Raw genomic sequence first — 25,256 nt, forward strand, 5'->3', positions numbered from 1 at the left:
CACAAAGATAAACAAATGTCCGCAAAAATGTTTGCCGACAAATAGCGTTTATTTTACAATTGATTTTTATTTAAGGTTTTATTTTTTATAACCAGCAATCCGCAGACGGACATAATCAGTCCGCTAAAAACCAGCATCAGCCTAATTTCGATGAAATCCGCCAGAGGTCCAAAGATCATCATCCCCAGGGGCAAAGCTGTGGTTGCGACGAGCTGCAGGATACTGAAAATCCGTCCCTGTATATCCGTCTCTACCTGCTCCTGTAAAAGCACCGTGGTGGGTGCGGATAAAAAGGGAATCGCCAATCCAGACAGAAAAATAAAAAAGATATACAAGGTGAAATTCGGAGCCAAACCAATGAAAGTAACGGCGAGGCCAAAGGCAAAGCATCCTAGAGCAATGGTTTTGATGCGCCTTTTATAGCCGCCCCAGATAGCAATAATTGCCCCGCCCAGCATGGTGCCGCCACTGAAAAAAACTTCGTTAATGGTTAAACGCCAGACGTCGCTGCCGTAGGTTCGGGTAATCAGAAGTGGTGTTAAAAATGCAGCCGGGGTGATAAAAAACATGATGACCGCATAGTAAATGAAAAGAATTTTAATAAAGCTGTGCTGCCTGATATAATTGAGACCTTCCTTTAAATCCTCTAAAGCCGGGGTTTTATTTTTTTTCAAGGCTTTTTCATGGATGGGAATAGGGATAAAGTAAAGGATCGCCACAGCAATGATGGCGGTGGTAACATCGATGATAAACGTATACTCCAGGGAAAAAGCAGCCAGCAATCCGCCGCTGATAGCCGGGGCGGCAATAAAGGTTAAGGATTGGATGCTGCCATTGATACCATTAATTTTCATGAGTTTGTCTTCCGGTACCAGCTGGGGAATCAAAGCGTTCACCGCCGGAGTTTGAACACCGGCGCCTAATGAACGGATGCCGGAAACTAAAAATAAGAGCCAGAGTTCCTGGTAACCCATAAAAAATAAAACCGCCAGAATAAAGGTTGCAACAGCAATGAGAATATCCGCCAACATAATCAGAAGCTTTCGATTATAGCGGTCAGCCCAAACACCGGCAAAAAGTGAAACCAGTATTTGGGGAAGAAAGCTGCATAAAGTTGAAACAGTCATCATAAAACCCGATGCAGTGGTTAAGGTTACATACCAGATAATCGCATAGGCAACAATGGCTGAACCCAACAGCGAAATTGTTTGACCCATAAGAAAAAGGGTGATCTGAGGTCTCCAGTGGGGATTGTTTTCATGTGGTGTCGTAGTTATTGTGTTTGTTGTCATGCAAGCTCCTTCATTCAATAATTACCTATTAATAATTACAGTAATACCGTTGAATTGTACCATATTTAACAACAAGTTTATAGGAAAGAGATAAAAAAAATCCAATAAAAAAACACCTAAAAAGCTTCATTGTCATGGGACTCTTCAGGTGCAATAGTCATAAACTATTTTGAAACATTCACTTCAGTCCATGCTTTATTGTATAGTTCCAAAATGTTATTAGGCAGATCAACGAAAATTTCGCTGCGGGCCAGATCATCAACCTGTATATTAAAGGCGGTGTTATTTTTCCAGTTATCATCCATTAGAGAAATTGCCTGGGGATTTGGTGCCGAAAACCCGACATATTCCATGTTTCGAGCAGCAATCTCAGGGGTTAACATATAGTTGATGAAAGATTCTGCCAACTCAGGGTTTTTAGAATTATTGGGAATAACAAAATTATCATAATAGACATTTGAACCTTCTTTTGGCACAGCAAAGGCCAGCTTGTTATTTTCATCCATAACAATAGCAGCATCGCCTGAATAAACCAGGGCCATGGCAGCGCCATCGGTGGCCATGAGGTTTTTAACATTGTCGGTAACATAGGCCATTACCAGTGGTTTTTGCTTGATGAGGGCATCTCTGGCGGCATTGATGTTGGCCTCGGAGGTTTCGTTCATCGAAAAGCCTAAACGGGAAAGCGAGGCTCCCATACTGTCTCTGATACTATCATACATTAAAATCTTGGAAGCATATTTATCGTTCCAAAGAATGTCCCAGCTGTCCACCGGATCTGAAACCATTTCAGGATTATAAAGAATTCCTAATACACCATAGAAATAAGGCACCGAATAAGTGTTTTCAGGATCAAAGGGAAGGTTTAAAGCCTGGGGTTCGATGATGGATAGGTTAGGGACATTGTCTTTATTAATGGGACGCAGCATATCCTCATTAATCAAACGTTCGATCATATAATCAGAGGGAACAAGAACATCATAGGTATCAGTGGAGTTTTTAAGCTTAACATACAGATCTTCATTGGAAGTGAAGGTTTCGTAGTTCACCCGACAGTCAAATTCGTCCTCAAATTGTGCAATGAGATCAGGGTCAATATAATCACCCCAGTTGTAAACACTGAGAACCGGCCGGTCATCTCCGGCACATCCACCGAGAAACAGAGGAATACACAATAAAAAAACAACCAGAATTCTTTTCATTTTATCTCCTTTTAATGAATCAATAATAGATAATTGTGAATGATACAATATAATGTCTTTCTACCCTATTAGAGGTTAATATAAACAATTCCAATTGTGTATATTAATCGATCAAGGGGTCTGTTTGACGGATCTTCCGCTTCGAATGTTGATTATAATCAGTAAGATCATAATACAGGCAAACATAATAGTGGAAAGAGCATTGATTTTAGGATTGATTCCTGCCTTTGCCATGGAGTAGATGGTGATGGATAAATTGGTCACCGAATTTCCGGTGGTGAAAAAGCTGATGACAAAATCGTCAATGGACAGGGTAAAGGCAATTAAAGCCCCGGAGGTGATACCGGGAAGAATTTCCGGGAAGAGCACTTTCCAGAAGGCTTGTTTGGGAGTGGCACCCAGATCCAGTGCTGCTTCGAATATGTTTTCCGGAAGTCGATTAAATCGTGGTAATACCGCCAAAATCACATAGGGAATGCAAAAGGTGATATGGGCAATAATCAGAGTGGTAAGCCCCATTTTAATGGAAATAAAGATAAACAGGGACATCAGTGTGATCCCCATAACAATGTCAGGAACTAATACCGGAATATTGTTCATAAACAAATAGGGTTTCCTGCGTTTACTGTGCATATTGTAAATTCCAATTGCCGACAGGGTTCCCACAATGGTGGAAACAGTGGTGGCCACCAGCGCTACGACAATGGTGTAATATAATGCCTCGAGAATATAACGATCTTTGAAAAGCATGGCATACCATTTTAAAGTAAAGCCAGACCAGGAACCCATAATTTTGGAATCATTAAACGAATAGATAATCAGCACCAGAATGGGCGCATATAAAAACAGGAGTACCAGAGCAAAGACCGCATTTCGAAAAAATTTCTTCATAGGACTTGGCCTCCGGTATCAATTTCCTTTCCGGTGATCAATCGGGCAATTCCCAGCACCAGGAATATCAGAACCATGAGCACCATGGAAATAGCAGAACCAAAATTCCAATTATTCAGAGTGAGAAATTGTTGCTCAATAAGATTACCGATAAGCATATATTTGCCACCGCCCAGGAGGTTGGAAATTACAAAAGTACTCACAGCTGGCATAAAAACCATCATACTTCCGGAAACAATCCCGGGCATGCTCAAAGGAAATTTAACTTTGGTAAAGAGCTGAAACCGATTGGCGCCGAGATCGGATGCTGCCCGAAGAAGATCAGGATCTATTTTTTTCATAGCGGTATAAATAGGCAGGAGCATAAAAGGAAAAAAATTATATACCATGCCTAAGATAACCGCCCATTGGGTGTATAACAACGGAATGTTTGTAAAACCCAAAAAATCCAAAAAATTTGATATGATGCCATTGTTGCTCAGCAGAACCATCCAGGCATAGGTTCTTAACAGAAAATTTACCCACATCGGTAAAATCATTAACAAAATCATGGTATTTTGCCGATGCTCGGGTAAGGTAATGATAAGACTGGCCAGGGGATAACTAATCAAAAAGCAAATGAGTGTGGCAATTAGTGCATAAATAAAGGATCGGTACAAAAGCTCTAAATAAAGTGGATCCATGAAGTTTTGATAATTTTCAAGGGTAAAGACATACTCGCCCATTTTAAAATCAGGATTGGATAAAAAGCTGAACCAGACAACAACCAACAGGGGAACCGCAATAAAAACAAGCATCCAGATGCCGTAAGGGTAGGCAATATATTCTTTAAATGATTTCATGGCGGCGTTCCTTTTTCATAATGTGGATATTATCGGGGTCAACCCAAATACTGATTTTATCACCGGGTTCAAGCTTCCGGGTGGTCTGAATCAGCCATTGGTTTTCACCTGAGCTCATAATCGTTTCGTAATGCATTCCCAGAAAGGTCACCGATTCGACAGTGCCATCCAAAAGGCCCTCGCCTGGTTTAAGAATCTCAATGTCTTCGGGACGAATAACCGTTAAGACATCCTCTTTTTCGTGGAAACCCTTGTCCACACATTGAAAATCCACCCCCTGGATTTTCACCAGGCAATCTTTTACCATAATTGAGTCAATAATATTGCTTTCACCGATAAAATCTGCGGCAAAAGCATTTCTGGGTTCATTATAAATATCCACCGGGGAACCAATTTGTTGGATGCGTCCATGATTCATGATGATGATGGTGTCGGACATGGTCATGGCTTCTTCCTGATCATGGGTCACATAAATAAAGGTCACCCCTGTTTTTTTCTGAAGGCTTTTAAGCTCAAGCTGCATATTCTTTCGTAGTTTTAGATCTAATGCCCCTAAGGGTTCATCTAAAAGCAGCACTCTGGGATGATTGATTAAAGCTCTGGCAATGGCAACCCGTTGCTGTTCACCGCCACTAAGGGAATTAACATCCCGCTGCTCCTGGCCCTGAAGGTTTACCATGCGCAGCATTTCCGCTACCAGGGGTTCTATTTCATCCTTTGATTTTTTTTGAATTTTCAAACCAAAAGCGACATTGTCATAAACATTTAAATGCGGAAAAAGGGCATACTTTTGAAAGACCGTATTAATGGGACGTTTATTTGGAGGGGTTTTGATAATGGATTTGCCATCAAAAAGGATGTCACCCGAATCCGGGGTTTCAAACCCGCCGATCATCCGAAGAAGAGTAGTTTTTCCACAACCGCTGGGACCAAGGATGGTCAAAAATTCATTTGGATGAATATGAAAATTAATATTATCGATAATCGTTTTATCCCCGTAGGTTTTGATCAAATCGTTAATTACAATTATTTTTTTGCTTTCATTATCTTTCAAGTCATAAAACCTCCGAAATTTTATCTATTATAAATTGTTATGCTTCAGCTTCAATAGTTCTGATAAATGCTTTTGCCTTATTTAAGGCTTGCTCATGTTCCAATTCAGGATCAGAATCAAAAACAATTTTGCTTTCAACTTGAAAGGAGACCTTTTGATCTTTACAAATAATGGTTTCAATGGCAATATTCAAATCAATTCCGCCATTAAAACCAATATATCCAATCGAACTGGCGTATACACCGTGTTGGGTTGGTTCGAGTTCATCTATCAGCTTGTTTTCGATATGAATAAACCGTTCCGGAGAGTTGCTTAAAATTTGACCGTCACCAAAATCCATATAGGTTGAAAAGGGCACAGGATTTATTTTCCTGAGCTTTTCATAAAGATTAAAGGGATTTTCATTAAAGCTACAATCAAATCTCTGAATGATATGATCCTGACAAATAGTACCGGATTGAATGCCGTCTTTGATTTTTCGGACAGCCTTTAAATAGTCACCCTTTTTTAAGTTTGATTTTAAATTTAAAATCCTTCTATTTTTTGAAAAAGGCATGGTGAGTTTGTTTTTAGGTGTTGTTTTTATTTTTTGCTCTATTTCCAACACAGTGTTTTCTTCAGTATCTTTGATTCCTAAAGCTGAAATGTAAACTTTGTCATGCAGATGATCAATAATGATGATACCATCATATAGGCCAAAATAACAATCCGGGATGTCTGAATTGTCCAGAGGCCAGGGTGGCTGTTCGAGTTGATGCCACAGATTATAACCTAAATAACCAACCGCTCCGCCGATAAAAGGAATTTCAGTTTGATACTCTGAATGATAAAGCGATAATATTTCTTTTAATTTTTTTAGGGGATCCCCAATATGTTCTGAGTAAATGGCATTTTGTGTTATTTTAATATTGTTATGGCTGCTTTTAAATACAACGAAAGGATCCCATCCAATAAAGGAATATCTTCCGAGCTTTTGATGATTAGTGCCGCTATCCAGGAAAAAGACAAAAGGCTCCTTTTTAAACAATGCAAATAATTCAAAACTGTCTAGATTGGTATCTATTTTTTTAATTAACATGGTCTCACCTGCTTGTGGTATTTTTGCCTATACTAAGAAGTTTCAAGTCTCTCCATAGGGTGGAGGAAAGACTTGAATACAACTACCCGAGCGAGGCGATTTTTCTTATGAAATGATGTTTATTTTATCACGTTTTAATTTAATATGCAATTTAAACAGACTTGTAACGGGGAGATATTTGGAGAAAATATAGGGTTTTAAAGTGTGTTAAAGGAAATAAAATCATGAATGATTGAGTCTGAAGATTCAATTAATCCCTGGGGAATTCCGGAAAAACGACAGATCCCCTGGTCCAGAAAGGTAAGTTTATCGCAAAGCCTGAAAGCCTGGCTTAAATTGTGGGTAATGATAATAACCGTCAGACCCTGGGTTTCTTTTCGTTTAAGAAGGGCTGTTTCCATTAGTCGGATATTTTTCGGGTCAATGTTGGCAGTCGGTTCATCCAGAAAAATTACTTTAGGGGAAAAGGAAAGTGCCCGGGCAAGGGCTGTTTTCTGGGATTCGCCGCCGGAAAGTTTTTTTGCATTATGGTTTTGAATATCAGAAAGTTCAAATTCATTCAACAGTTCAGTTACGATAGTATGGATTTCAGCTTTGGGATATTTTCGAATCTTTAAAGGATAGGCAATGTTTTCATAAACCGATCGTGAAAAAAGGGTCGGTCGGTGGCTGGAATAGGTGATCGCCATTGGCGTATCATCGTTTCCCGGATGGCCATCATATAAAACCTCGCCCTGGGTTTGGGGAATGAGTCCGGCCATGATCTTCATCAGGGTTGTCTTTCCGGATCCGTTGGGTCCCAGAATGCCGTTAATTTTTCCGGACTCAAAAATAAGGCGGCTGTATCCCTGGGTTAAATTAAGAACAGTATTATCATTATAGGTTTTAATCAGGTTGTTAGTCTCGATATTCATTGGCATCCCCTATGATATATTTATATAAAATGGAATTGGTGATAAAGGAAATGGTCATCAGAATAATTCCCATCGCAATGGCCGTGCTGTATTCACCCATATTATTATTCATGGCTATGAAAGTGGTCATAACTCGGGTAAAACCCCTAATGTTGCCGCCCACAATCATCACCGCTCCCACTTCAGAAATAGCCCGGCCAAAACCAGTGACTAGAGCAATCATAATGGTACCTTTAAGCTCGGCAATTAATAAAAAAAGTGTATCGCGTTTGCCGGCGCCCAGAGTTTTTCCAGTCAAAACAACCTCATAACCACTGGTGGTGGCATTATTGAAAACAATGCCCATGATTACTGGGGTTACTAAAATGGTTTGTGCTACAATCATGGCAGTGGTAGTATACATCAGCTTGAATTGTCCAAAAGGGCCTGAGCGGGCAAGAAAAAGTGCTGTAAACAAACCAATGACAACAGGCGGAAAGGACATAAAAGTATAAAGTAAACGCGATACAATTTGCTTTCCTTTAAAGTCTGTGATGCCGAGAAGAATCCCCAAAGGGACGCCGATGATTGTCGCATACAGGGTCGATGAAAAGGAAACAAAAAGGGATAAAAGAACGATTTGTATTATTTCCGGGTCAAAGGAAAAAAGGAGTCGAAATGCTTCCACGAAACCATTAATGATATATTCCATTTTATTCTCCATGTATAAAATCCCGGGAGATAAAATCCCCCAGGATTAAAGTAATTTGTTCAGTTGCTATTTTTGTTCGGCACTTGGTATGAAGAGTTGTTCACCGCTTATTTCGTAGGAACCAATAAGTTCCTGGGTTTCCGGTGAGATAATCCAGTCAGCGAAAGCCTTTGCACCGTCAGCATTAATCTGATCATTAATGGTTGGTGAAACGGTTATGACACCATAAGGGTTAAGCAGAAGAGGATCACCTTCGCAAACAACTTCTAAACCCGAGAGGGTATCTTTCATATTGGCATAGGTAGCCCGGTCAGCCAGAGTGTAACCAAGCTTTTCGTTGGTTACGGTAAGGGTTTCGCCCATACCGGTTCCGGTTCTGACATACCAGTCGCCTGCCGGAGTAATGTTGGCTGCTTTCCAAATTTCCAGTTCCTTAGTATTGGTTCCGGATTTATCATCCCGGGATACAAAGGTAGAGGGGACTCCGGCAATAGCAGTAAAAGCCTTCACTGCATCAGCAGAAGCATTGGCTTTTACCTGGGCAGGATCAGCGGTAGGTCCTAGAACAACAAAGTCATTGTACATAACATCGAAACGTTCGACGCCAAAACCATCGGCCATAAACTTATCTTCCTGAGTTCGGGCATGAACCAGTAAAACATCGGCTTCACCCTTTGTGCCCATTTCAATGGCTTTTCCGGTTCCCACAGCCACAACTTTTACGGCAATGCCTGTTTTGGCTTCAAAGTCAGGCAGGATGACTTCTAAAAGTCCGCTGTCCTGGGTACTGGTGGTGGTGGCCAGAATGATTTCACCGTTGGAGCCTGGCTCCAATGCCTTTTCGGTAGTTGTACATCCGGCAAAGCTTAATGCTAATGCGCAAACAAAAATAACGGCCAAAAATAACGTTAGTTTCTTTTTCATTTTTTTTCCTCCTAAAAATATTATCAAAGGGATAACCCTGAGATGACAAAAAAAGGAAGGAGACTCAAAAAAAGTCGATGAATTTTATGAAGCCACCATCCTTTACACACTGGTAAGCATGGCCGTTTCCAACCATCCTCTATCGACTGAAAAACCATTAAAAAAACGAGGTTAGTCAGTTCGGATTGTCTTTCCATAATGAAAACGATATTCAATTATTTATAGTTATTTTATCAGACAAGCGAAAGGGCGTCAAGGATCTTCAATAAAGCAAGATTTACCTTATTCAGAAAAAAAACGATTTTTTATCTGAATTAATAAGAATAGATCCGGGAATGCTTTTCACCATGACATTTTTGTAGACCCGTTGACAGTAAAATAGTCAGGTGATACCATTAAACTATTAGACCATTTTGGAAGAGGAATTAATTATGAAAACAATAAGTGTGTGTATTGGCAGTGCCTGCCATGTTTATGGATCTTACGATGTAGTTCAGGCATTAAACCGAATCATTGATGAACGGGATTTAAAAGACCAAATTGAGTTGGTAGGTTCTTTTTGTATGGGAAACTGTACCCTGGGGGTTTCAGTAAAGTGCGATGATATTACCTATTCTGTTTCCAAAGATAATGTGGTAGAAATTTTCGAAAAAATCATGGGGGAAAAATAATGGGAATAATTAATTTTTCAAAAGATAAATGTCGCAATTGTTATAAATGCATTCGCAATTGCCCGATCAAGGCGATCAAGCTTAAAGATAAGCATGCTCAGATTATACCAAGCATGTGTATTGGCTGCGGAAATTGCATTAAAATTTGTCCGCACAATGCAAAAGAAATAAAAAGCGATGTTGAAACAATTAAAAAATGGTTGAAAACCGAAAAAGTCGTGTTGAGTTTGTCCGGGGTTTTTCCATCAGTTTATTATTTGGATCATCCCCGCCAGTATCTGGGAATATTGAGAAAATTAGGCTTTACCATTATTGAAGAAACTTCCATTGGAGCCGAGGCTGTTGCCAAGGCCTATGCCAGGGATTATTACAGCGATAAGAATTTTGTCATTGCATCCTCATGTGCCTCTATCAAAAATCTTATTGAAATTTATTATCCTGAGTATATTGGGGCTCTCAGCACGGAAGTGTCACCAATGATTGCCCATGGGAAAATCCTTCGGGAAAAGTATCCTGATGCTAAAATTGTATATGCAGGTTCCTGTCTTTCAAAAAAAATGGAAGTCCTGGAAGACGAGGTCAAGGGCATTATCGATGGGGTGTTAACCTTTGATGAAATTGATACCTGGATAAAAGAAGAAAACATCATTCCCAATACCATGGGAATTGAAGATTTTGATGCGGTGGGAAACAGTATCGGCCGTCTTTATCCAATCGTTGGCGGTCTGGCCAAAAGTAGTGTGGAAAATCTTGACGGCAGTCGTAAAATACTCCGGATTGACGGTGTCGAGGATTGTATGCAATTTTTAGATGAAATGTGTCATTTGGATAAAAAATACTGGATTGAAATGAATGCCTGTGAAGAAGGCTGTATCAATGGTCCCGGGAATATTCATAGTCAGTTGTCAAAATATGAAAAGGTTGAAATGCTCCAAACCTATATCGATCAGAATGTTGATAACGATTCTGAGGATAACGCTCCGAATAAAATCGATACCCGAAGGAGTTTTCGAGCACGTCCGGTTCATCACCTTGGGAATGTTCCTGAAGCAGAACTTGAGAAAATATTGGTGCAGATGTCCAAATTCAGCGAAGCGGATGAACTTAATTGTGGCACCTGCGGTTATGATACCTGCCGCGATAAAGCCCGGGCGGTGTACTGGAATATGGCTGAGATCGAGATGTGTCTGCCGTTGATATCAAGCAAAAACGAGGCGATTTCAAATCTTATTATTACGACCACACCCAATGCCATTGCTGTGCTCGATAAAAAATATCGGATCATTGAATTTAACGACGCCGCAGAACGTCTGTTTAATGTCAAACGTGAGGACGTCTTTCATTACAATTTCATGGATGTTCTGGATTATAACCCATTTAAAAAACTGGACTTTGAAAAAGAAAATATTTATAACGGAAAAGGTCTTTATCACCGAGAAAATCGGGTGTTTATGGAGATTTTGACATATATTCCTGAGCAGGAACTCTACATGGGAATTTTCATTGATATTACTGATCAGGAAAAACAGGAGCAGGTATTTATGAAGATGCAGGAAGAAACACTGAGCATGGCCCAACGGGTTATTGACAAACAAATGCGTGTGGCTCATGAAATAGCTGGATTATTGGGAGAAACAACTGCTGAAACTAAAGTGACCTTGACGAAGTTGCAAAAGGTTATCGGAAATCGAGGAGATGAAAGCTAATGCCTTTATTTATGGATATCGCCAGTGATAGTGTCAATAAGGTTCATGAAGAACTATGCGGAGATAACGTTGAGGTTCGTATAAACGATGAAAGTGTGATTGCAGTTTTAGCGGATGGTTTGGGAAGCGGGGTAAAGGCGAATATTCTGGCAACGCTGACGTCAACCATAACCGCCACCATGCTTGAAGAAAAAATGGGGATCAAAGACGTGTTGGAAACCCTGGAAGCCACCCTGCCTAAATGTAAGGTTCGAAATCTCGCCTATTCGACATTTACTATTGTTCAGGTTTTTCGGAATAAAACAGCTTATATTGTTGAATTTGACAATCCGCCACTAGTTTTTATAAGAGATGGGGAGATTATTCAACTTAATCGTACTGAAGTTGAATTTCAGGGGAAAGCAGTTTATGAAACATCAATGGAAATTGAAAAAGGCGATATTATGGCATTCTTCAGTGATGGAGTTATTCATGCCGGGGTTGGAAACTTTATGAATTTCGGCTGGGAATGGGAGCAGGCTGCAGATTATTTGCTGGCTCGCTCATATGAAGGTAAATCAGCAAAGGATATGTCAATGGCTCTTGTTGATGTCTGCAATAACTTGTATGGCGAAGAACCAGGCGATGATACAACAGCTGTTGTTATCAAAGCCCAGGAGCACAAGTATGTGACTTTGTTTTCAGGACCGCCTCTTGATAAAGAAAAGGATTCTGAAATAAAAAGAATTTTGGACAAAGCAAGAGGGATTAAAATTGTCTGCGGAGGAACCGCCGGGAATATTGTGGCCAGAGAGTATGGTGAAGAAATAAAAATTGATCTCTCGACAATGTCTAAAAAGGTCCCGCCCATTGGACGTATGGATAGTATCGATTTAGTAACCGAAGGGGTGCTGACCATTCGGGAAACTCTGAAACTAATCGAAGACTATGTTCATAACCGTAGTGGTCGTGAAATTTTCGAACAAAATAATGGGGCATCGATGCTGGCAAATTATTTAATCAATGAGTGTAATACCATTGATATCATCATGGGAAATTCCATTAATCCGGATCATCAGAACCCTGATTTTCCAGAAGAACTGACCATAAAATGGAAGGTCACTCAAAAACTCATCGACATGCTCCATTATTTTAACAAGGATGTCAATATTGTATATGTTTAAATAAAAAAGAAAACCTGCCCGGGTTGCAAGGGCAGGTCTTCTTTTTTTTATCTATTTTCCGAGGAGAAAATCGACTTGTCAATTAATTACCCAGGGATTTTCAGATTAAACATAAATTAAAATCTTTTTTATATTTTTTTTAAAACCCCAAAGCGGTAATAAATGTAACCGGCAAAAAAGGCCGTGAAACAGATGGCGATGTATAATAAAAAAAGCGGGCTTTGAAAGCCTCCTGAAAAAATAATCAGTGATCCGATGGAGGCGAAAATCGGACAGATCAGGCCACGAAAAATACTTTTGATTTCTTTGTTTCGCCATAAGACAAAGACCTTATAATAGAGTGCCAAATATAAAAGGTAACTGGTAACAATGGCTATTTCTGAAACATCTGAATTTGGTAACAAAAGATATTTTTGGGTAAAATAATGAAGAACCAACCAAAATGCTACAACACCCATGGCGAAAAATGCCGAGTTTATTGGAAAGTTTGATTTTTTTGAAATCCGGGCTAATCTTTCTGAGCCGGGAAGCATATGATCCAGGGCCAAGGCAAAAGGCATACGGGTCATACCCATGATCAGACCGTTTAAAGTGCCCAGAACTGAAATGAAGACAAAGAGCATGATGATTTTTGCACCACCGGGACCAAAAATCATGTTTGCGGCAAAATCAAGATGAGCATCACCCATCTCCATAATTTTTGCTGGTCCGATTAGGTTGGAGATCCCCACAAAGTAGATGATATACAGAATCAATATAAAAAGTGGACTGATGGTCAGGGCCAAAGGAAGGTTTCGCTTGCTGTTTTTAATTTCGTAGGCCAATGAAGTAGAAATAATCCAGCCATCAAAAGAAAAAGCAATTGGAGCAATGGCTCCAATCCAGGCAGTTGAGGTAATCTGCGAAATTGCTTCATTGGTGAAGTAAGTCTCACTTCCGCCATAAAGCAGTCCTGCCACGCCAATGATGACAAGAGGAATCAATTTAATAATCATGGCGCCATTTTGGAAATAGCCGCCCAGTCGGGCGGAGAGAATGTTGGTAATAAAAAGTACCAACAAGCATCCGATGCCAGTGAGAATCTGGATTTCCAGAGTTTGCTCGATATTAAATAAAATACAAAAATAAATACCGGACACCCAGGCTAAAATGGCGGTAATGCTGGGCAAATAAATAAAGGTTTGGAACCAACCATAGGCACAGCCCATGGTTGGACTGATGAATTCTTTGGCGTAGGTCAGAATTCCACCAGGATTGTCGGTTCGAGCGGCCAGTTCAGCAATGGTTAGGCAACCAAAAACAATACTGATGGCGGCAACAGTGAAGATCATTACCCCCAGAAATACGTTTCCGTTGGTAGCAATAAGGATGTTATCACTTCTGAAAAAAATACCGGATCCCACAACGATGCCGACAATTAAGGCAATGGCTGTGAACAGGCTGTATTTTGGTTGTTTCATGTCCGAACCTCCAATTCAAGAGTCAATATTATTTTGTTCCAAAGAGGCGGTCGCCGGCATCTCCTAATCCCGGGACAATGTAAGCATGCTCATTAAGGCGGTCATCAATGGCAGCACAAAAAATAGGAATTTCGGGATAGGCGGCGGTCACTGCTTTAAGGCCTTCAGGGCAGGCAAGAATGTGAACAACTTTAATGTTCTTACATCCGGCATCTTTCAGAATTTTGATGGTATAAATCACAGAAACACCGGTAGCCAGCATGGGGTCAACAATAATGGCTTCGCGTTCACTGATGTCGGTGGGAAGTTTTTTATAGTATTCTACAGCTTTTAGGGTTTCGGGATCGCGGTAAAGTCCAACATGGCCAATTTTTGCTTTTGGAATAATGTTGGTAAAGCCCTCAACCATACCTAAACCGGCTCTAAGAATCGGAACGATAACCACATCTTTTTCAGCTAGAACCTTTTGAGTGGTTTTACAAATCGGGGTTTCAATGTCGACATCTTTTAATGGAAAGTGTTTCGTAACTTCCCACGCCATAAGGCTCGATAGTTCTTTGACCAATTCTCTGAATTCCCGAGATGGGGTTTCCATTTTTCTTAAATGGGTTAATTTGTGGGCCACTAGTGGATGATCCACAACAGTTACATTTTGCATTATAGTCTCCTTTTAATTGTTCTTAGTTTAATAATACGATAAGAGGCGCTATTATTCTACAATTTTTTAAGAATAATTTGTTGACAGTTCAAAAATAAGGGTTAAAATGTAGTAATACCATTTTATTTAGTAATGATTAAGATAAGAAAGGTCAGATATGAAAAAAGAAATTAAATTATATACTTGGGCGCATTGTCCCTATTGTAAGAGTGCAGTAAGACTTCTTGATGATAGGGGTATAAAATATACAAATATTGATATTCACAATAATATTGAAATGCGGCGAAAGTTACAAGAGGAAACCAATCATTATACGGTACCATTCATCTTTATAGGTGATAAATTTATTGGCGGCTATTCCGAGCTGAGAGAACTTGATTTTAGCGGAGACTTAAAAAAAGAATTGGAATAGAAAAGGAGATAGATATGGCGGCAATTACGTTTAAAATTGTGGAAGAAGTTGGAGTTTTAAGTGAATTACCCAGCGGCTGGCAAAAAGAATTGAATTTAGTGAGCTGGAATGAACGCGATCCTAAATATGATTTGAGAGACTGGAATGCGGATCACGAAAAAATGCGAAAAGGAATCACCCTCACTGCGGATGAGCTTGCCCAATTGCGGGACATCCTCAATGGCATGGAACTTTAAAAGTTAAAAAAGCGTATTTCACTTTGAGTGGAATACGCTTTTTTTTATAATTTAATGGGTTCGGCACATTCCGCGGAACCTGAACTTAAGAGCATGTCAAGGCCATGATCCAGAGCCGGTAAAATAGCTTCCAGGTTTTCTTTAACAGCCTTGGGGCTTCCGGGCAGGTTAACAATCAGGGTTTGGCCGCGGATTCCCGCAGCGCTGCGACTGAGCATCGCTTTTGGGGTAATTTGCAGGCTGTGATAGCGCATGGCTTCAGGGATTCCCGGAGCAAGTCGATGGCAAACGGCGATGGTTGCTTCAGGGGTCCAGTCCCGATTGGAAAAGCCGGTACCGCCGGTGGTTAGGATGAGATCAAGTTTGTCCTCATCAGCCCAGGCAATGAGGGCAGCCTTGATGGTGTCAACATCATCAGGAAGAATGATTGTTTTCACAACCTCATAAACACCGATAGTCTCGAGCATGGTTTGGATCATCGGGCCGCTCTTATCTTCGCGAAGGCCCTTGGATCCCTTGTCACTTAAGGTAATAATTCCAGTTCGATACATTTTTTTCTCCTTATACATTAAATGTAAAAAAATCGTTGGACAGTAAATCAATATATAAAAGTTTGTTTCGGAGGATGTCTTCTTTTTTGGTGATAACCTTAAGACATTCCGATACTTGCAGAGAAGCTGCCAATGCCGGAGTAAAAGCCGGGTTTCCAAGTGACTTCGAATCATATTCCGTTTCACTGGAATACAACCGACTCAGGGTATCATCCTCTGGAAATACGGTGGTGACCTGGGCAAACCAGCCTCCGATGGCACCATGAATCAGAGGGATTTTTTTTTCCTTGCACAGACTCTGCAGAATTAACCGGGATGGAACGTTATCCAGGGCATCAATTACAATCTGAGAATCACCAATCAGGGCCAGACCGTTTTCTTCATGGATAAACATATGATGATAATCGGTTTTAACATTTTTATTGATTGCCTTGACCCGGGCCGCTGCGGTCTTTGCTTTGGAATCACCCAAATTTTTTTCGGTGGAAAAGAGTTGTCGATTAAGATTGGATTCTTCAAAGACATCTCCGTCAATGAGTGTTAGGGAACCGATGCCTACTCGCGCAAGCATTTCAATGATATAACCACCTAAACCGCCACAGCCAACTACACAAACCGACGTATTTTGGATGCGTTCAAAGTCTTTAGCAGAAAAAGCCGGAAAGTTGCGTTCATAACGTAACACAATAATCGCCTCCTTTTGTACAGTATAACAATTTTTAATGAATAATTAAAGAAAGTAATTCATATTGTTTTTTATTAAGAAAGTCGTTAGAATAGAAGTATAGGAAAAGTGAGGAAAAAATGAAGCAACGATTTATGGTAACAGGCAGTTTAATTTTATTGATAATTTTTACTTTGAGTGACAGTGTTGTGGGTGAAGATTTGATACCCATTGGCACCCTGTCACCGGACGACAGTTTCATTGTTAAACTAGGTACCTTTTTATTCATCACAGCAGTGCTGTTGTTTCTACTCCAATGGCGACGAAATAAAAAACAATAATGAGGTAATTGTAGAATTCAAAAAACAGACAGCGAAGCTCAGGTCACTATGGCAATTATCTAAAAAAACACAGAATCGGAGGAAGAAATTGGAACTTTTACAAGTTAAAACAATAGATGAGATGAAAAAAATCATCAGAGACACATTTGGAAATCTTAAATTAGCGACAGAAAAAATTTCCATCAATAACGGGCTTGGTCGGGTTCTGGGGACAGATATTGTCTCCGCAATGAATGTTCCCCATTTTAATCGTTCGGTGGTGGATGGATACGCAGTCAAACTGACGGATATTCAGGGGGCTTCCAGTGCCATTCCGGGCTTTCTGCGAATCACCGGTGAGGTTGATATGGGAAAGGAAACCCACCTTTTGTTAAACCAGGGTGAAACCATTTATGTTCCAACCGGCGGCATGGTTCCAGTAGGAACCGAGGCCATGGTGATGATTGAATACACTGAAAAACTGGGGGATCATGATCTGGCCATTTATCGCAATGCCGGTGCCAATGAAAATATGATGCTTGTTGGGGATGATATTAAAATTGGAGAAGTGGCTTTTGAAAAAAATCATTTGCTGAGACCCCAGGATATTGGCGTTCTTTCTGCACTGGGGTATCTTGAGGTTGATGTTCTGAAATTGCCCAGGGTTACCATTATTTCCACCGGAGACGAAATCATCCGTCCGGGCGAAGTCCCCAAGCCCGGTGAAGTTATCGACATTAATACTCCGGCCTTGGGAGCAGTCACCCAACGCCTTGGGGCTTTGATGATTTCCATGAGCTATGCCAGGGATGATGCTGGTGTGATTCAAAAGGCAGTTGAGGCGGCGCTGATAAATTCAGACATGGTGGTGCTGTCAGGCGGCAGTTCCATGGGGGAAAAGGATTATACGGTTAAGGTTATTGACGTTCTGGGGAAGGTGCTTTTCCATGGATTGTCAATAAAGCCTGGGAAGCCAACAATTTTAGGCGTGGTGGATGGAAAACCAGTGGTGGGGCTTCCCGGACAGCCGGCTTCAGCTATTATTGTTTACATGATTATGCTCAGAGAATTTATGACGGTTTTTTATGGTCAGGATCACTTTAAATATCAGACCGTCCAAGGAACATTAATGGAAAATGTTCATGCAGCTCCCGGGCGGAGAACTTTTCAAACCGTGGCTATAAAAGATTCAGACGGATCAATCGAGGTACGGCCGACCCATGGAAAATCAGGCATGATCACGCTATTGTCGTACTCAGACGGATACATTGAAATCACTGAAAATGAAGAAGGCAAAAACGCCGGGAATTTTGTTAAAGTCACCTTATTTTAATAAGTGATGCCGTTCAAAATAAATTAAAAAGCAGTAATTGCTGAGCGTCTATTTCGTACTGTCGGTTTATGTGAAATAATTTTTCCACTCTCCGTCGGACACGATGGGAGATGTTCGTGAAGACGTTACAAAATTGTTTATAAACCGACAGCTCGTATCGCGTTTTATTTGTGAATATTTCGAAGTTAATTTAAGGCTTAGAAGAAATGGAGCTAAAATGAATACAGAAAATACAGGAAAAAAAGATGAGCGTAATCTATATTTAAAAAACGAAGATCTGGATGTGGCCGTCAGTAAATATCTTGGGATTTTATCCTCAAAAACAACCCATCGAAAAAGCCGGATGCAATCGGTGACAGAAGCCCAAGGATGGGTTACCGCAGAGCCTGTGTTTGGGAAAATTTCCTCACCCTATTATAACGCCTCTGCCATGGATGGTATCTGTGTGGATGCCATGAATATGATCGGAGTTGACGAGCGCAATCCAAAAACCCTTATAAAAGGCCGAGACTTTAATTTTGTTGATACCGGAGATGTGATCAATGATCCCTATAATGCTGTGGTTATGATTGAAGACGTTATGATTCAGAACGATGAGCAGGTAAGCATCAACGGTCCGGTGGCACTGTGGCAGCATGTGCGGCCCATTGGGGAGGACATTGTGGCCGGTGAGCTCATTATTCCCGCCTATCATCGGGTACGACCCATCGATCTTGGCGCTTTACTGGCTGGCGGCATCACTTCAATTGAAGTCATGGAAAAACCAAGCGTCGGGATCATTCCCACCGGCACTGAGCTGGTAGAAGCTGGAGAGCACATGTCAATTGGAAAAATCATTGACTCCAATACACATATGTTTGCCGGTCTGGTTAAAGAATATGGTGGCTTGCCAAACCGCTATCCACCGGTACGCGATGATTACGAATTAATCAAAAAAGCGATTACCACTGCTGTAACCGAAAATGATGTGGTGCTGATTTCTGCCGGTTCCTCAGCAGGGACTGAGGATTATACCCGCCGGCTTATTGAAGAGTTGGGTGAAGTGGTCATCCATGGGGTTGCCATTAAACCGGGAAAACCCGTGGTGCTGGGAATTATTGAAGGAAAGCCGGTTATTGGTATTCCCGGTTACCCGGTTTCGGCTTATTTTGTTTTTGAAGGCTTTGTTAAACCTGTTATTCTTGAATACAATCATCAAGCCAATGCTGAGGGGATGACTATTAAAGCGATTCTCTCGAAAAGGCTTATGTCCACCCTTAAATACCTGGAGTTCGTGCGGATGAAGTGCGGCCGGGTAAACAATGTTTTTGTGGCAACACCACTGGACCGGGGAGCCGGTGTGACGATGTCGCTGGTTAATGCAGATGGCATTCTAAAGATCCCGAAAAACGTTGAAGGTTATGAAGCTGGGGCAGTGGTGGAGCTGACTCTGATGCGCTCGCCAGAAGAAATTGAGAATACTCTGGTATCAATCGGAAGCCATGATGTTCTGATGGATGTGTTAGCCAATATTATTCATAAAAACCGCGGAATGGTGAATCTCTCCTCGGCTCATGTGGGCAGCCTGGGCGGCATTATGGCCATTAAAAAGGGTGAGTGCCATTTTGCACCCATCCATTTGCTGGATGAAGAAACAGGGATTTACAACCTGCCATATTTAAAACGATACCTAAAAGAACAGGATGTGGTTTTGATAAAAGGCGTAAAACGAACCCAGGGATTTATAATTCCCAAAGGAAACCCAAAAAAAATCAAAGGGATAGGAGATCTCACCCGAAAGGACGTTAGCCTGGTAAATCGTCAACGGGGATCAGGGACACGGGTACTCCTTGATTATCTTTTAAAAAAGAATGGCATTGATGCAAAGGATATTTTGGGTTATACTCGAGAAATGAATACACATATGATGGTGGCTTCAGCAGTGAAATCGGGCTCCGGCGATGTTGGGGTCGGGGTATTGTCCGCCGCAAACATGATGGGTCTGGACTTTATCCCCATTGGCGATGAAGAATACGATTTTGCAATACTCCGAGATAATCTGAAAGATCCACGGGTGCAAATATTTATTAATGTTCTTAAATCACAGGAATTTAAGGATGATCTGATACAATTAGGTGGATATGGATTTGAAAATCCTGGAGAAATTATTAACCCCTAGAAGGTTAATAGGAGAAAGTAGGAAGTTGATGAAGGATCATTACGGACGAAAAATAAACTACATGCGTCTATCTATAACCGATCTGTGCAATTTACGCTGTGTATACTGTATGCCGGAAGAGGGGATTGAAAAACGCCCTCATAAGAAAAATCTTTCATTTGAAGAAATGGTTGATCTGGTAAAAGCCGGGGTCGCCCTTGGCATTGATAAGATCCGTCTTACCGGAGGTGAACCATTGGTACGTCATGGGATCATTGAACTGGTAAGAGAAATAGGTCAAATTCCTGGAATTAAAGATTTAACTATGACCACCAACGGAATATTACTTCCGAAATACGCAAAAGAATTAAAAGCAGCTGGTTTGACCCGAGTCAACATTAGTTTGGATACCTTTGATCCTGAGAAATATCATAAAATTACCCGATGGGGACATGTGGAAGATGTGTTAGCCGGCATTAAAGCAGCAAAGGAAGCCGGCCTTCATCCCATAAAAATTAATGTTGTACTGATTAAGGGTTTTAATGACAATGAAATAGAGACCTTTGTTCACTATACAATGGAAAATGAAGTGGATGTCCGATTTATTGAGCTGATGCCATTGGGTGAATCCAGTGACTATGCTGAACATCAGTATCTTTCCAACGATGAAGTTTTAAAGCGGGTGCCTGAGCTTCAGCCTTTAGCTGAACCGGACAAATCCGGACCGGCAGAATATTATCAATTACCTGGCGCCAAGGGCCGAGTGGGGCTTATTAATCCTATTAGTAAACATTTTTGCAAAGAATGCAATCGCATTCGGGTGACTACTGATGGAAAGATTAAACCCTGCCTGCATTCAAACCAGGAAATCGATATTCTTGCTCTTCGAAAAGAAGGAAAAACCTATGAGGAAATTATATTGCATGCAATTGCAGAAAAACCGGAAAAACATCATATTAATGACAATGAAAAACAATTATTGAGAAATATGAACGAGATTGGAGGCTGAATATGGAAAAAGAGAATAATGAATTTACCCATTTTAATGCTGAAGGCAGAGGCCGAATGGTGGATGTGTCTGAAAAAAATGCTACCGAACGGGTAGGTGTTGCCAAAGGATCGATTACCATGAAGCCTGAAACCCTGACAAAAATTGTTGAAGGCCAGATGAAAAAAGGGGATGTATTGGGCGTTGCCCAAATCGCCGGGATTATGGGGGTTAAGCGGACCGCTGATTTAATCCCCATGTGCCATAATATTTTCATTTCAGGAAGTGATATTGACTTTGAAATTGATGAGGTTAATTCAAAAATCAACATTGAGGCCACCGTCAAGAACATTGGGCAAACCGGGGTGGAAATGGAGGCGTTAACCGCAGTAACGGTTGCAGCCTTGACCATTTACGATATGTGCAAGGCTATTGATAGAGAAATGGTGATCAGTGAGATTTGTTTAATGAAAAAATCCGGCGGAAAGTCCGGGACCTTTATTAGAAACGAAAATCAGGAGGAATAAAATGAATGCAAAAGTGACGGCAGTAAATATCAGCGAAAAAAAAGGGGAAATGAAAAACCCCATTGAAATTGGAAAATTTATAAAAGATTTTGGCTTGGAAGGTGATGCCCACGCTGGAAAATGGCATCGGCAGGTCAGTCTTCTAGGTCAGGAAAGTATTGATAAAATGACACAAAAGGGCATTGAAGGTTTATGCGCCGGTAACTTTGCGGAAAATATCACTACAGTCGGGATTTGTCTGTATGAGCTGCCTATTGGCACCAAGGTGAAAATCGGAGAAACTCTTCAGGAAGTGACTCAAATCGGGAAAGAATGTCATTCCGGCTGTGAAATTGCCAAAAAAGTCGGAGACTGTATCATGCCTCGGGAAGGGATCTTTACCATTGTTTTAGAAGGTGGCACAATTAAAGCCGGAGACAGCATCGAAATAGTTAAATAAAAGAGGTGTTCTGAAAAAATGAAAATTTTAGTAAAGGGGCTTATCATGGTGCTGTGTTTTGTTATCAGTGCCGGATTCTTAACCGGTTGCAATAGCAACAGTCTGAAAGCTGATAAAAACCTTGGACGCGAACCTAAAGAAATGGCTGTAGTACTTGTTACCGACTTATCCAAGACCGGCTTCCAGAATGCCATGGACGATTTTGACTATACAAATGAAATGGAAAAGGTGTTGAATCCTGAGGTATACCAAGGAATCTGGACACAGATTCAAACTCAAAACGGCTCATTTATTAAAATAAATGGAACGAAGACCATCGAAAATGGGGAGTTCTTATCCGTCAGAGTACAATGTGTTTTCGAAAAATCCAATTTGGATCTGCAGGTAACCTTTGATAAAAACAACATTATTTCAGGTTTCCATATTTTGGAGTATTCCGGCGGCATAGCAAAAATGGCTGTGCCGGATAATATAAAAGAAGCAAGCATCACCTTTGGGGAGGATGCTTTTCTTTTGTCGGGAACATTTACCACGCCGGCACAAGGTGAAAACTTCCCCTGTGTGATACTGGTACACGGTTCAGGTCCACAGGATCGGGATGAAGCAAAGGGTCCCAATGCGCCGTTTAGGGATATTGCTTGGGGCCTCGCTCAACAGGGAATCGCCTCGATCCGTTACGACAAGCGCACGAAAACCTATGGCAAGTACATGGGTGCAGATACCACACCAAAAGAAGAAACCATTGATGATGTGGTCCATGCTGTGAATTATGCAGGGGAATTGGTGCAGATCAATGGCAACGGTATTTTTATTTTGGGTTACGATTTTGGCGGATACCTCATACCTAAAATAGCAGCGGTGACCCCTGGTGCCGCAGGTTATATGATTCTCGGAGGGTCAACATCCCCTCTGGAAGACATCATCCTTCGTCAATATGATTATTTGGCAAGTTTGGATAATACCATTACCAGGCAGGAAGCGGAGACCATGACCCAGGCAAAAACAGCCTGGGATAAGGTAAAGCAATTAAATAATGAATCAACAGAATCGTCCTCTCAGTTGCTGGGAATTTCAAGAGATTATTGGCTCTATCTTAAAAATTATGAACCAACTGAAGAAATGGAAGCTGTTGAAAAACCTGCTTTTATTCTTCAGGGAGAAGAAGACTATCAAGTAAATATGACGGAATACAGCCAATGGCAAAATGCGTTACTCCACAAGAATAACGTGATATTTAAAAGTTATTCCGGCTTAAATCATTTGTTTATGAAGGGCAATGGATTAAAATCTCCGGAAGAATATGAGATTCCCGGGGTAGTAAGTCAGGACGTGATTAATGATCTGGCTAAGTTCGCGCAGGAAAATACTATTGATGTATCGGTTTCTTCAGAATAGAAAATTTTACTTTAAAGAAAAATATTACGCTTAATACTTGCAAAGTTTTAATAAAGTGTTACAATAATAAATGTTATAGCCGTACAAGTGTCGCTTGTAGGAGGACAAAATGAATGAATTTATAAATAGCCTGGCCAGTGTGGCCTGGGGCATTATTCCAGTGCTGTTAATCCTTTTTTTAATGGCAGGAATAATGTTTGTATTTTATTTCCAGAAGAAAACCGAGGAATTTACGATTTATTTACGAAGCATTGCCGCATCCCTGGAGAGACTTTCAAATCGGCAAAACGACAATTAAGAAAGAGTTTGATGGAGGAATTATATGTTTTTTGAAGAAGTTAAGGTAGCAGATCCCGAGATTTATGAATTAATGGAAAAGGAACTGCATCGACAACAAAGTCATCTGGAGCTAATCGCATCTGAAAACTTTGTTTCCGAAGCGGTGCTCAGTGCCATGGGCAGCCATTTAACCAATAAATATGCAGAAGGGACTCCCGGACACCGCTTTTATGGTGGTTGTATCCACGTAGATACCATTGAGCAGGTGGCCATCGATCGGGCTAAAGCATTGTTTGGCGCAGAACACGCGAATGTCCAGCCTCACTCCGGTGCCCAGGCAAATACAGCAGTATACATGGGGATTTTAGAGCCTGGTGATACCGTTTTAGGGATGCGTTTGGATCAGGGAGGGCATTTAACCCATGGCAGCCCAGCCAATTTATCAGGAAAATATTATAATTTCAAATCTTATGGTGTGGATCAGGTAACTGAAACTATAAATTATGATGAAATAGAAAAGCTCATTGCCGAACATCATCCGAAATTGGTGGTTGTTGGGGCTAGCTCTTACCCCAGAGCCATTGATTTTGAGCGCATTTCAAAAATGACCGAGGCAGCCGGATGTTACCTGATGGTTGACATGGCTCATATTGCCGGCCTGGTCGCCGCAGGACAGCACCAAAGCCCGGTTCCCTATGCCGATTTTGTAACAACTACCACCCATAAAACCCTGAGAGGTCCACGAGGCGGTATTATCCTCTGCAAAGAAAAATATGCGAAATTAATTGATAAGGGTGTTTTCCCAGGTACTCAGGGGGGACCGTTAGAGCATATGATCGCGGCCAAGGCGGTAGCCTTTAGAGAAGCGGCAACGCCGGAGTTTAAAGCCTACCAGGAACAGGTTGTTAAAAATGCCAAAGTTTTGGCGGCAGCTCTTGAAAAACGGGGATTTCGAATTGTTTCCGGCGGAACCGATAATCATCTGATGCTGCTGGATGTCAGCAAGGTTGGATTAACCGGAAAAGAAGCCGATGAAACATTGGGCAAGGTTAATATCACCGCCAATAAAAATGCCATTCCCTACGATAAGGAAAGTCCTTTTGTGACCAGCGGTATCCGTGTGGGTACCCCTGCCATTACCACCCGGGGCATGGTGGAAGTTGATATGGAAATTGTTGCCGATGCTATTGAAGCGGCGCTAATTAAAAAAGATCTGGCACTGGCACTGGCAAAAGTAGCTTATTTAACAGAAAAATATCCGTTGTATCCAGGCCTAATGGGATAGAAAAAGCGAGTATACAAAAAAGCGTCTAACAGAGTTAACTCTGTTAGACGCTTTTTTGTATTACAACAATCCTCAGTTATGCCGAAGGTTTAAAATTGATTAAAGTTATGAGTAAAAATAAAACTTCCAATAGCTTTAATTGAA

Annotated in this window: 27 protein-coding genes and 1 riboswitch; of the genes, 14 read left to right on the forward strand and 13 right to left on the reverse strand. The window is 41.1% G+C overall.

All coding sequences use genetic code 11. The annotated features are described in order from the left end of the window. Nucleotides 1–53: 53 nt before the first annotated feature. The 9 genes from AKG39_RS04400 to AKG39_RS04440 all read right to left on the reverse strand — a co-directional run bounded on the left by AKG39_RS04400 (nt 54) and on the right by AKG39_RS04440 (nt 8,888). On the reverse strand, nt 54–1,292 hold the full coding sequence (locus AKG39_RS04400; protein WP_050739145.1) for an MFS transporter: 1,239 nt from the start codon (nt 1,290–1,292) through the stop codon (nt 54–56). 164 nt (nt 1,293–1,456) lie between these two features. Then, on the reverse strand, nt 1,457–2,494 hold the full coding sequence (locus tag AKG39_RS04405; protein ID WP_050739146.1) for an ABC transporter substrate-binding protein: 1,038 nt from the start codon (nt 2,492–2,494) through the stop codon (nt 1,457–1,459). A gap of 111 nt (nt 2,495–2,605) precedes the next feature. Next, complete coding sequence (locus AKG39_RS04410; RefSeq protein WP_050739147.1) at nt 2,606–3,385, reverse strand: ABC transporter permease; 780 nt, start codon at nt 3,383–3,385, stop codon at nt 2,606–2,608. Beyond that, on the reverse strand, nt 3,382–4,227 hold the full coding sequence (locus AKG39_RS04415; RefSeq protein ID WP_050739148.1) for an ABC transporter permease: 846 nt from the start codon (nt 4,225–4,227) through the stop codon (nt 3,382–3,384). The genes AKG39_RS04410 and AKG39_RS04415 overlap by 4 nt, the downstream gene beginning before the upstream one ends. Continuing rightward, entirely contained in the window at nt 4,214–5,281 is a 1,068-nt protein-coding gene (locus tag AKG39_RS04420; RefSeq protein ID WP_050739149.1) for an ABC transporter ATP-binding protein, read from the reverse strand. Before AKG39_RS04420 ends, AKG39_RS04415 begins: the two co-directional genes overlap by 14 nt. 37 nt (nt 5,282–5,318) lie before the next feature. Then, a complete protein-coding gene (locus AKG39_RS04425) occupies nt 5,319–6,359 on the reverse strand; it encodes a chorismate-binding protein (protein WP_050739150.1) in 1,041 nt (346 codons plus the stop codon). A gap of 197 nt (nt 6,360–6,556) precedes the next feature. Further along, nucleotides 6,557–7,273 carry an ABC transporter ATP-binding protein gene (locus AKG39_RS04430; protein ID WP_050739151.1) on the reverse strand — a complete coding sequence of 239 codons (717 nt, stop codon included), beginning with the start codon at nt 7,271–7,273 and terminating at the stop codon, nt 6,557–6,559. Continuing rightward, the gene (locus AKG39_RS04435) at nt 7,257–7,964 is read right to left on the reverse strand and encodes an ABC transporter permease (RefSeq protein ID WP_050739152.1); all 708 of its coding nucleotides are present in this window, start codon (nt 7,962–7,964) and stop codon (nt 7,257–7,259) included. Before AKG39_RS04435 ends, AKG39_RS04430 begins: the two co-directional genes overlap by 17 nt. A gap of 66 nt (nt 7,965–8,030) precedes the next feature. Beyond that, nucleotides 8,031–8,888 carry an ABC transporter substrate-binding protein gene (locus tag AKG39_RS04440; protein ID WP_050739153.1) on the reverse strand — a complete coding sequence of 286 codons (858 nt, stop codon included), beginning with the start codon at nt 8,886–8,888 and terminating at the stop codon, nt 8,031–8,033. A gap of 81 nt (nt 8,889–8,969) precedes the next feature. Beyond that, nucleotides 8,970–9,086: riboswitch (molybdenum cofactor riboswitch) on the reverse strand. A gap of 233 nt (nt 9,087–9,319) precedes the next feature. On the opposite strand from AKG39_RS04440, the gene AKG39_RS04445 reads away from it, so the two are divergent. The 3 genes from AKG39_RS04445 to AKG39_RS04455 are packed head-to-tail and all read left to right on the forward strand — an operon-like array spanning nt 9,320 to nt 12,428. Further along, nucleotides 9,320–9,559: a (2Fe-2S) ferredoxin domain-containing protein gene (locus AKG39_RS04445; RefSeq protein ID WP_050739154.1), complete on the forward strand. Its 240-nt coding sequence runs from the start codon at nt 9,320–9,322 to the stop codon at nt 9,557–9,559. Then, nucleotides 9,559–11,265 (forward strand): [Fe-Fe] hydrogenase large subunit C-terminal domain-containing protein, encoded by a 1,707-nt coding sequence (locus AKG39_RS04450; RefSeq protein ID WP_050739155.1) that lies wholly within the window; start codon nt 9,559–9,561, stop codon nt 11,263–11,265. The genes AKG39_RS04445 and AKG39_RS04450 overlap by 1 nt, the downstream gene beginning before the upstream one ends. After that, nucleotides 11,265–12,428 carry a SpoIIE family protein phosphatase gene (locus AKG39_RS04455; protein WP_050739156.1) on the forward strand — a complete coding sequence of 388 codons (1,164 nt, stop codon included), beginning with the start codon at nt 11,265–11,267 and terminating at the stop codon, nt 12,426–12,428. The genes AKG39_RS04450 and AKG39_RS04455 overlap by 1 nt, the downstream gene beginning before the upstream one ends. Nucleotides 12,429–12,556: 128 nt before the next feature. Here the strand turns inward: AKG39_RS04455 and AKG39_RS04460 are convergent, their stop codons facing one another. Both AKG39_RS04460 and upp read right to left on the reverse strand, forming a co-directional pair. After that, nucleotides 12,557–13,888: an APC family permease gene (locus tag AKG39_RS04460; protein WP_050739157.1), complete on the reverse strand. Its 1,332-nt coding sequence runs from the start codon at nt 13,886–13,888 to the stop codon at nt 12,557–12,559. A gap of 28 nt (nt 13,889–13,916) precedes the next feature. Beyond that, complete coding sequence (gene upp, locus AKG39_RS04465; protein WP_050739158.1) at nt 13,917–14,546, reverse strand: uracil phosphoribosyltransferase; 630 nt, start codon at nt 14,544–14,546, stop codon at nt 13,917–13,919. A 157-nt stretch (nt 14,547–14,703) separates the two neighbouring features. Here upp and AKG39_RS04470 point away from each other — a divergent pair, with 157 nt between their 5' ends. After that, complete coding sequence (locus AKG39_RS04470; protein ID WP_050739159.1) at nt 14,704–14,958, forward strand: glutaredoxin family protein; 255 nt, start codon at nt 14,704–14,706, stop codon at nt 14,956–14,958. 14 nt (nt 14,959–14,972) lie between these two features. Continuing rightward, nucleotides 14,973–15,194, forward strand: coding sequence for a YdbC family protein (locus AKG39_RS04475; RefSeq protein WP_050739160.1), 222 nt, complete (start codon nt 14,973–14,975; stop codon nt 15,192–15,194). 44 nt (nt 15,195–15,238) lie between these two features. Here AKG39_RS04475 and AKG39_RS04480 read toward each other — a convergent pair whose 3' ends face one another. Continuing rightward, nucleotides 15,239–15,745: a MogA/MoaB family molybdenum cofactor biosynthesis protein gene (locus tag AKG39_RS04480; protein WP_050739161.1), complete on the reverse strand. Its 507-nt coding sequence runs from the start codon at nt 15,743–15,745 to the stop codon at nt 15,239–15,241. A gap of 10 nt (nt 15,746–15,755) precedes the next feature. Further along, nucleotides 15,756–16,430 (reverse strand): HesA/MoeB/ThiF family protein, encoded by a 675-nt coding sequence (locus AKG39_RS04485; RefSeq protein ID WP_050739162.1) that lies wholly within the window; start codon nt 16,428–16,430, stop codon nt 15,756–15,758. Between the two features lie 119 nt (nt 16,431–16,549). Here AKG39_RS04485 and AKG39_RS04490 point away from each other — a divergent pair, with 119 nt between their 5' ends. The 9 genes from AKG39_RS04490 (at nt 16,550) to AKG39_RS04530 (ending at nt 25,112) form a co-directional block, all read left to right on the forward strand. Further along, complete coding sequence (locus tag AKG39_RS04490; protein ID WP_050739163.1) at nt 16,550–16,750, forward strand: hypothetical protein; 201 nt, start codon at nt 16,550–16,552, stop codon at nt 16,748–16,750. An 88-nt stretch (nt 16,751–16,838) separates the two neighbouring features. Next, nucleotides 16,839–18,062: a molybdopterin molybdotransferase MoeA gene (locus AKG39_RS04495; protein WP_050739164.1), complete on the forward strand. Its 1,224-nt coding sequence runs from the start codon at nt 16,839–16,841 to the stop codon at nt 18,060–18,062. 217 nt (nt 18,063–18,279) lie between these two features. Then, nucleotides 18,280–20,220, forward strand: coding sequence for a molybdopterin biosynthesis protein (locus tag AKG39_RS04500; protein ID WP_050739165.1), 1,941 nt, complete (start codon nt 18,280–18,282; stop codon nt 20,218–20,220). A 28-nt stretch (nt 20,221–20,248) separates the two neighbouring features. Beyond that, nucleotides 20,249–21,208, forward strand: coding sequence for a GTP 3',8-cyclase MoaA (gene moaA, locus AKG39_RS04505; protein WP_050739166.1), 960 nt, complete (start codon nt 20,249–20,251; stop codon nt 21,206–21,208). Between the two features lie 2 nt (nt 21,209–21,210). After that, nucleotides 21,211–21,714 carry a cyclic pyranopterin monophosphate synthase MoaC gene (gene moaC / locus AKG39_RS04510; RefSeq protein WP_050739167.1) on the forward strand — a complete coding sequence of 168 codons (504 nt, stop codon included), beginning with the start codon at nt 21,211–21,213 and terminating at the stop codon, nt 21,712–21,714. A gap of 1 nt (nt 21,715) precedes the next feature. Then, nucleotides 21,716–22,153, forward strand: coding sequence for an MOSC domain-containing protein (locus AKG39_RS04515; protein WP_050739168.1), 438 nt, complete (start codon nt 21,716–21,718; stop codon nt 22,151–22,153). Nucleotides 22,154–22,171: 18 nt separating this feature from the next. Further along, entirely contained in the window at nt 22,172–23,548 is a 1,377-nt protein-coding gene (locus AKG39_RS04520) for an alpha/beta hydrolase (protein ID WP_050739169.1), read from the forward strand. 109 nt (nt 23,549–23,657) lie between these two features. Then, complete coding sequence (locus tag AKG39_RS04525) at nt 23,658–23,846, forward strand: hypothetical protein (RefSeq protein WP_050739170.1); 189 nt, start codon at nt 23,658–23,660, stop codon at nt 23,844–23,846. Between the two features lie 24 nt (nt 23,847–23,870). Then, nucleotides 23,871–25,112, forward strand: a complete 1,242-nt coding sequence (locus AKG39_RS04530) for a serine hydroxymethyltransferase (RefSeq protein WP_050739171.1) — start codon at nt 23,871–23,873, stop codon at nt 25,110–25,112. The last annotated feature ends 144 nt before the right edge of the window (nt 25,113–25,256 follow it).

Origin of the sequence: Acetobacterium bakii (genome assembly GCF_001263355.1) — a bacterium.
GTDB lineage: Bacteria > Bacillota > Clostridia > Eubacteriales > Eubacteriaceae > Acetobacterium > Acetobacterium bakii.

Bases quoted from the DNA above. Each gene is read 5' to 3' on its own strand.
- AKG39_RS04440 (WP_050739153.1), bottom strand. From the start codon at position 8,888: ATGAAAAAGAAACTAACGTTATTTTTGGCCGTTATTTTTGTTTGCGCA.
- AKG39_RS04400 (WP_050739145.1), bottom strand. From the start codon at position 1,292: ATGACAACAAACACAATAACTACGACACCACATGAAAACAATCCCCAC.
- AKG39_RS04425 (WP_050739150.1), bottom strand. From the start codon at position 6,359: ATGTTAATTAAAAAAATAGATACCAATCTAGACAGTTTTGAATTATTT.
- AKG39_RS04520 (WP_050739169.1), top strand. From the start codon at position 22,172: ATGAAAATTTTAGTAAAGGGGCTTATCATGGTGCTGTGTTTTGTTATC.
- AKG39_RS04450 (WP_050739155.1), top strand. From the start codon at position 9,559: ATGGGAATAATTAATTTTTCAAAAGATAAATGTCGCAATTGTTATAAA.
- AKG39_RS04405 (WP_050739146.1), bottom strand. From the start codon at position 2,494: ATGAAAAGAATTCTGGTTGTTTTTTTATTGTGTATTCCTCTGTTTCTC.
- AKG39_RS04460 (WP_050739157.1), bottom strand. From the start codon at position 13,888: ATGAAACAACCAAAATACAGCCTGTTCACAGCCATTGCCTTAATTGTC.
- AKG39_RS04515 (WP_050739168.1), top strand. From the start codon at position 21,716: ATGAATGCAAAAGTGACGGCAGTAAATATCAGCGAAAAAAAAGGGGAA.
- AKG39_RS04480 (WP_050739161.1), bottom strand. From the start codon at position 15,745: ATGTATCGAACTGGAATTATTACCTTAAGTGACAAGGGATCCAAGGGC.
- AKG39_RS04525 (WP_050739170.1), top strand. From the start codon at position 23,658: ATGAATGAATTTATAAATAGCCTGGCCAGTGTGGCCTGGGGCATTATT.
- AKG39_RS04500 (WP_050739165.1), top strand. From the start codon at position 18,280: ATGAATACAGAAAATACAGGAAAAAAAGATGAGCGTAATCTATATTTA.
- moaA (WP_050739166.1), top strand. From the start codon at position 20,249: ATGAAGGATCATTACGGACGAAAAATAAACTACATGCGTCTATCTATA.
- AKG39_RS04415 (WP_050739148.1), bottom strand. From the start codon at position 4,227: ATGAAATCATTTAAAGAATATATTGCCTACCCTTACGGCATCTGGATG.
- AKG39_RS04530 (WP_050739171.1), top strand. From the start codon at position 23,871: ATGTTTTTTGAAGAAGTTAAGGTAGCAGATCCCGAGATTTATGAATTA.
- upp (WP_050739158.1), bottom strand. From the start codon at position 14,546: ATGCAAAATGTAACTGTTGTGGATCATCCACTAGTGGCCCACAAATTA.
- AKG39_RS04455 (WP_050739156.1), top strand. From the start codon at position 11,265: ATGCCTTTATTTATGGATATCGCCAGTGATAGTGTCAATAAGGTTCAT.
- moaC (WP_050739167.1), top strand. From the start codon at position 21,211: ATGGAAAAAGAGAATAATGAATTTACCCATTTTAATGCTGAAGGCAGA.
- AKG39_RS04490 (WP_050739163.1), top strand. From the start codon at position 16,550: ATGAAGCAACGATTTATGGTAACAGGCAGTTTAATTTTATTGATAATT.
- AKG39_RS04475 (WP_050739160.1), top strand. From the start codon at position 14,973: ATGGCGGCAATTACGTTTAAAATTGTGGAAGAAGTTGGAGTTTTAAGT.
- AKG39_RS04410 (WP_050739147.1), bottom strand. From the start codon at position 3,385: ATGAAGAAATTTTTTCGAAATGCGGTCTTTGCTCTGGTACTCCTGTTT.
- AKG39_RS04470 (WP_050739159.1), top strand. From the start codon at position 14,704: ATGAAAAAAGAAATTAAATTATATACTTGGGCGCATTGTCCCTATTGT.
- AKG39_RS04445 (WP_050739154.1), top strand. From the start codon at position 9,320: ATGAAAACAATAAGTGTGTGTATTGGCAGTGCCTGCCATGTTTATGGA.
- AKG39_RS04435 (WP_050739152.1), bottom strand. From the start codon at position 7,964: ATGGAATATATCATTAATGGTTTCGTGGAAGCATTTCGACTCCTTTTT.
- AKG39_RS04430 (WP_050739151.1), bottom strand. From the start codon at position 7,273: ATGAATATCGAGACTAACAACCTGATTAAAACCTATAATGATAATACT.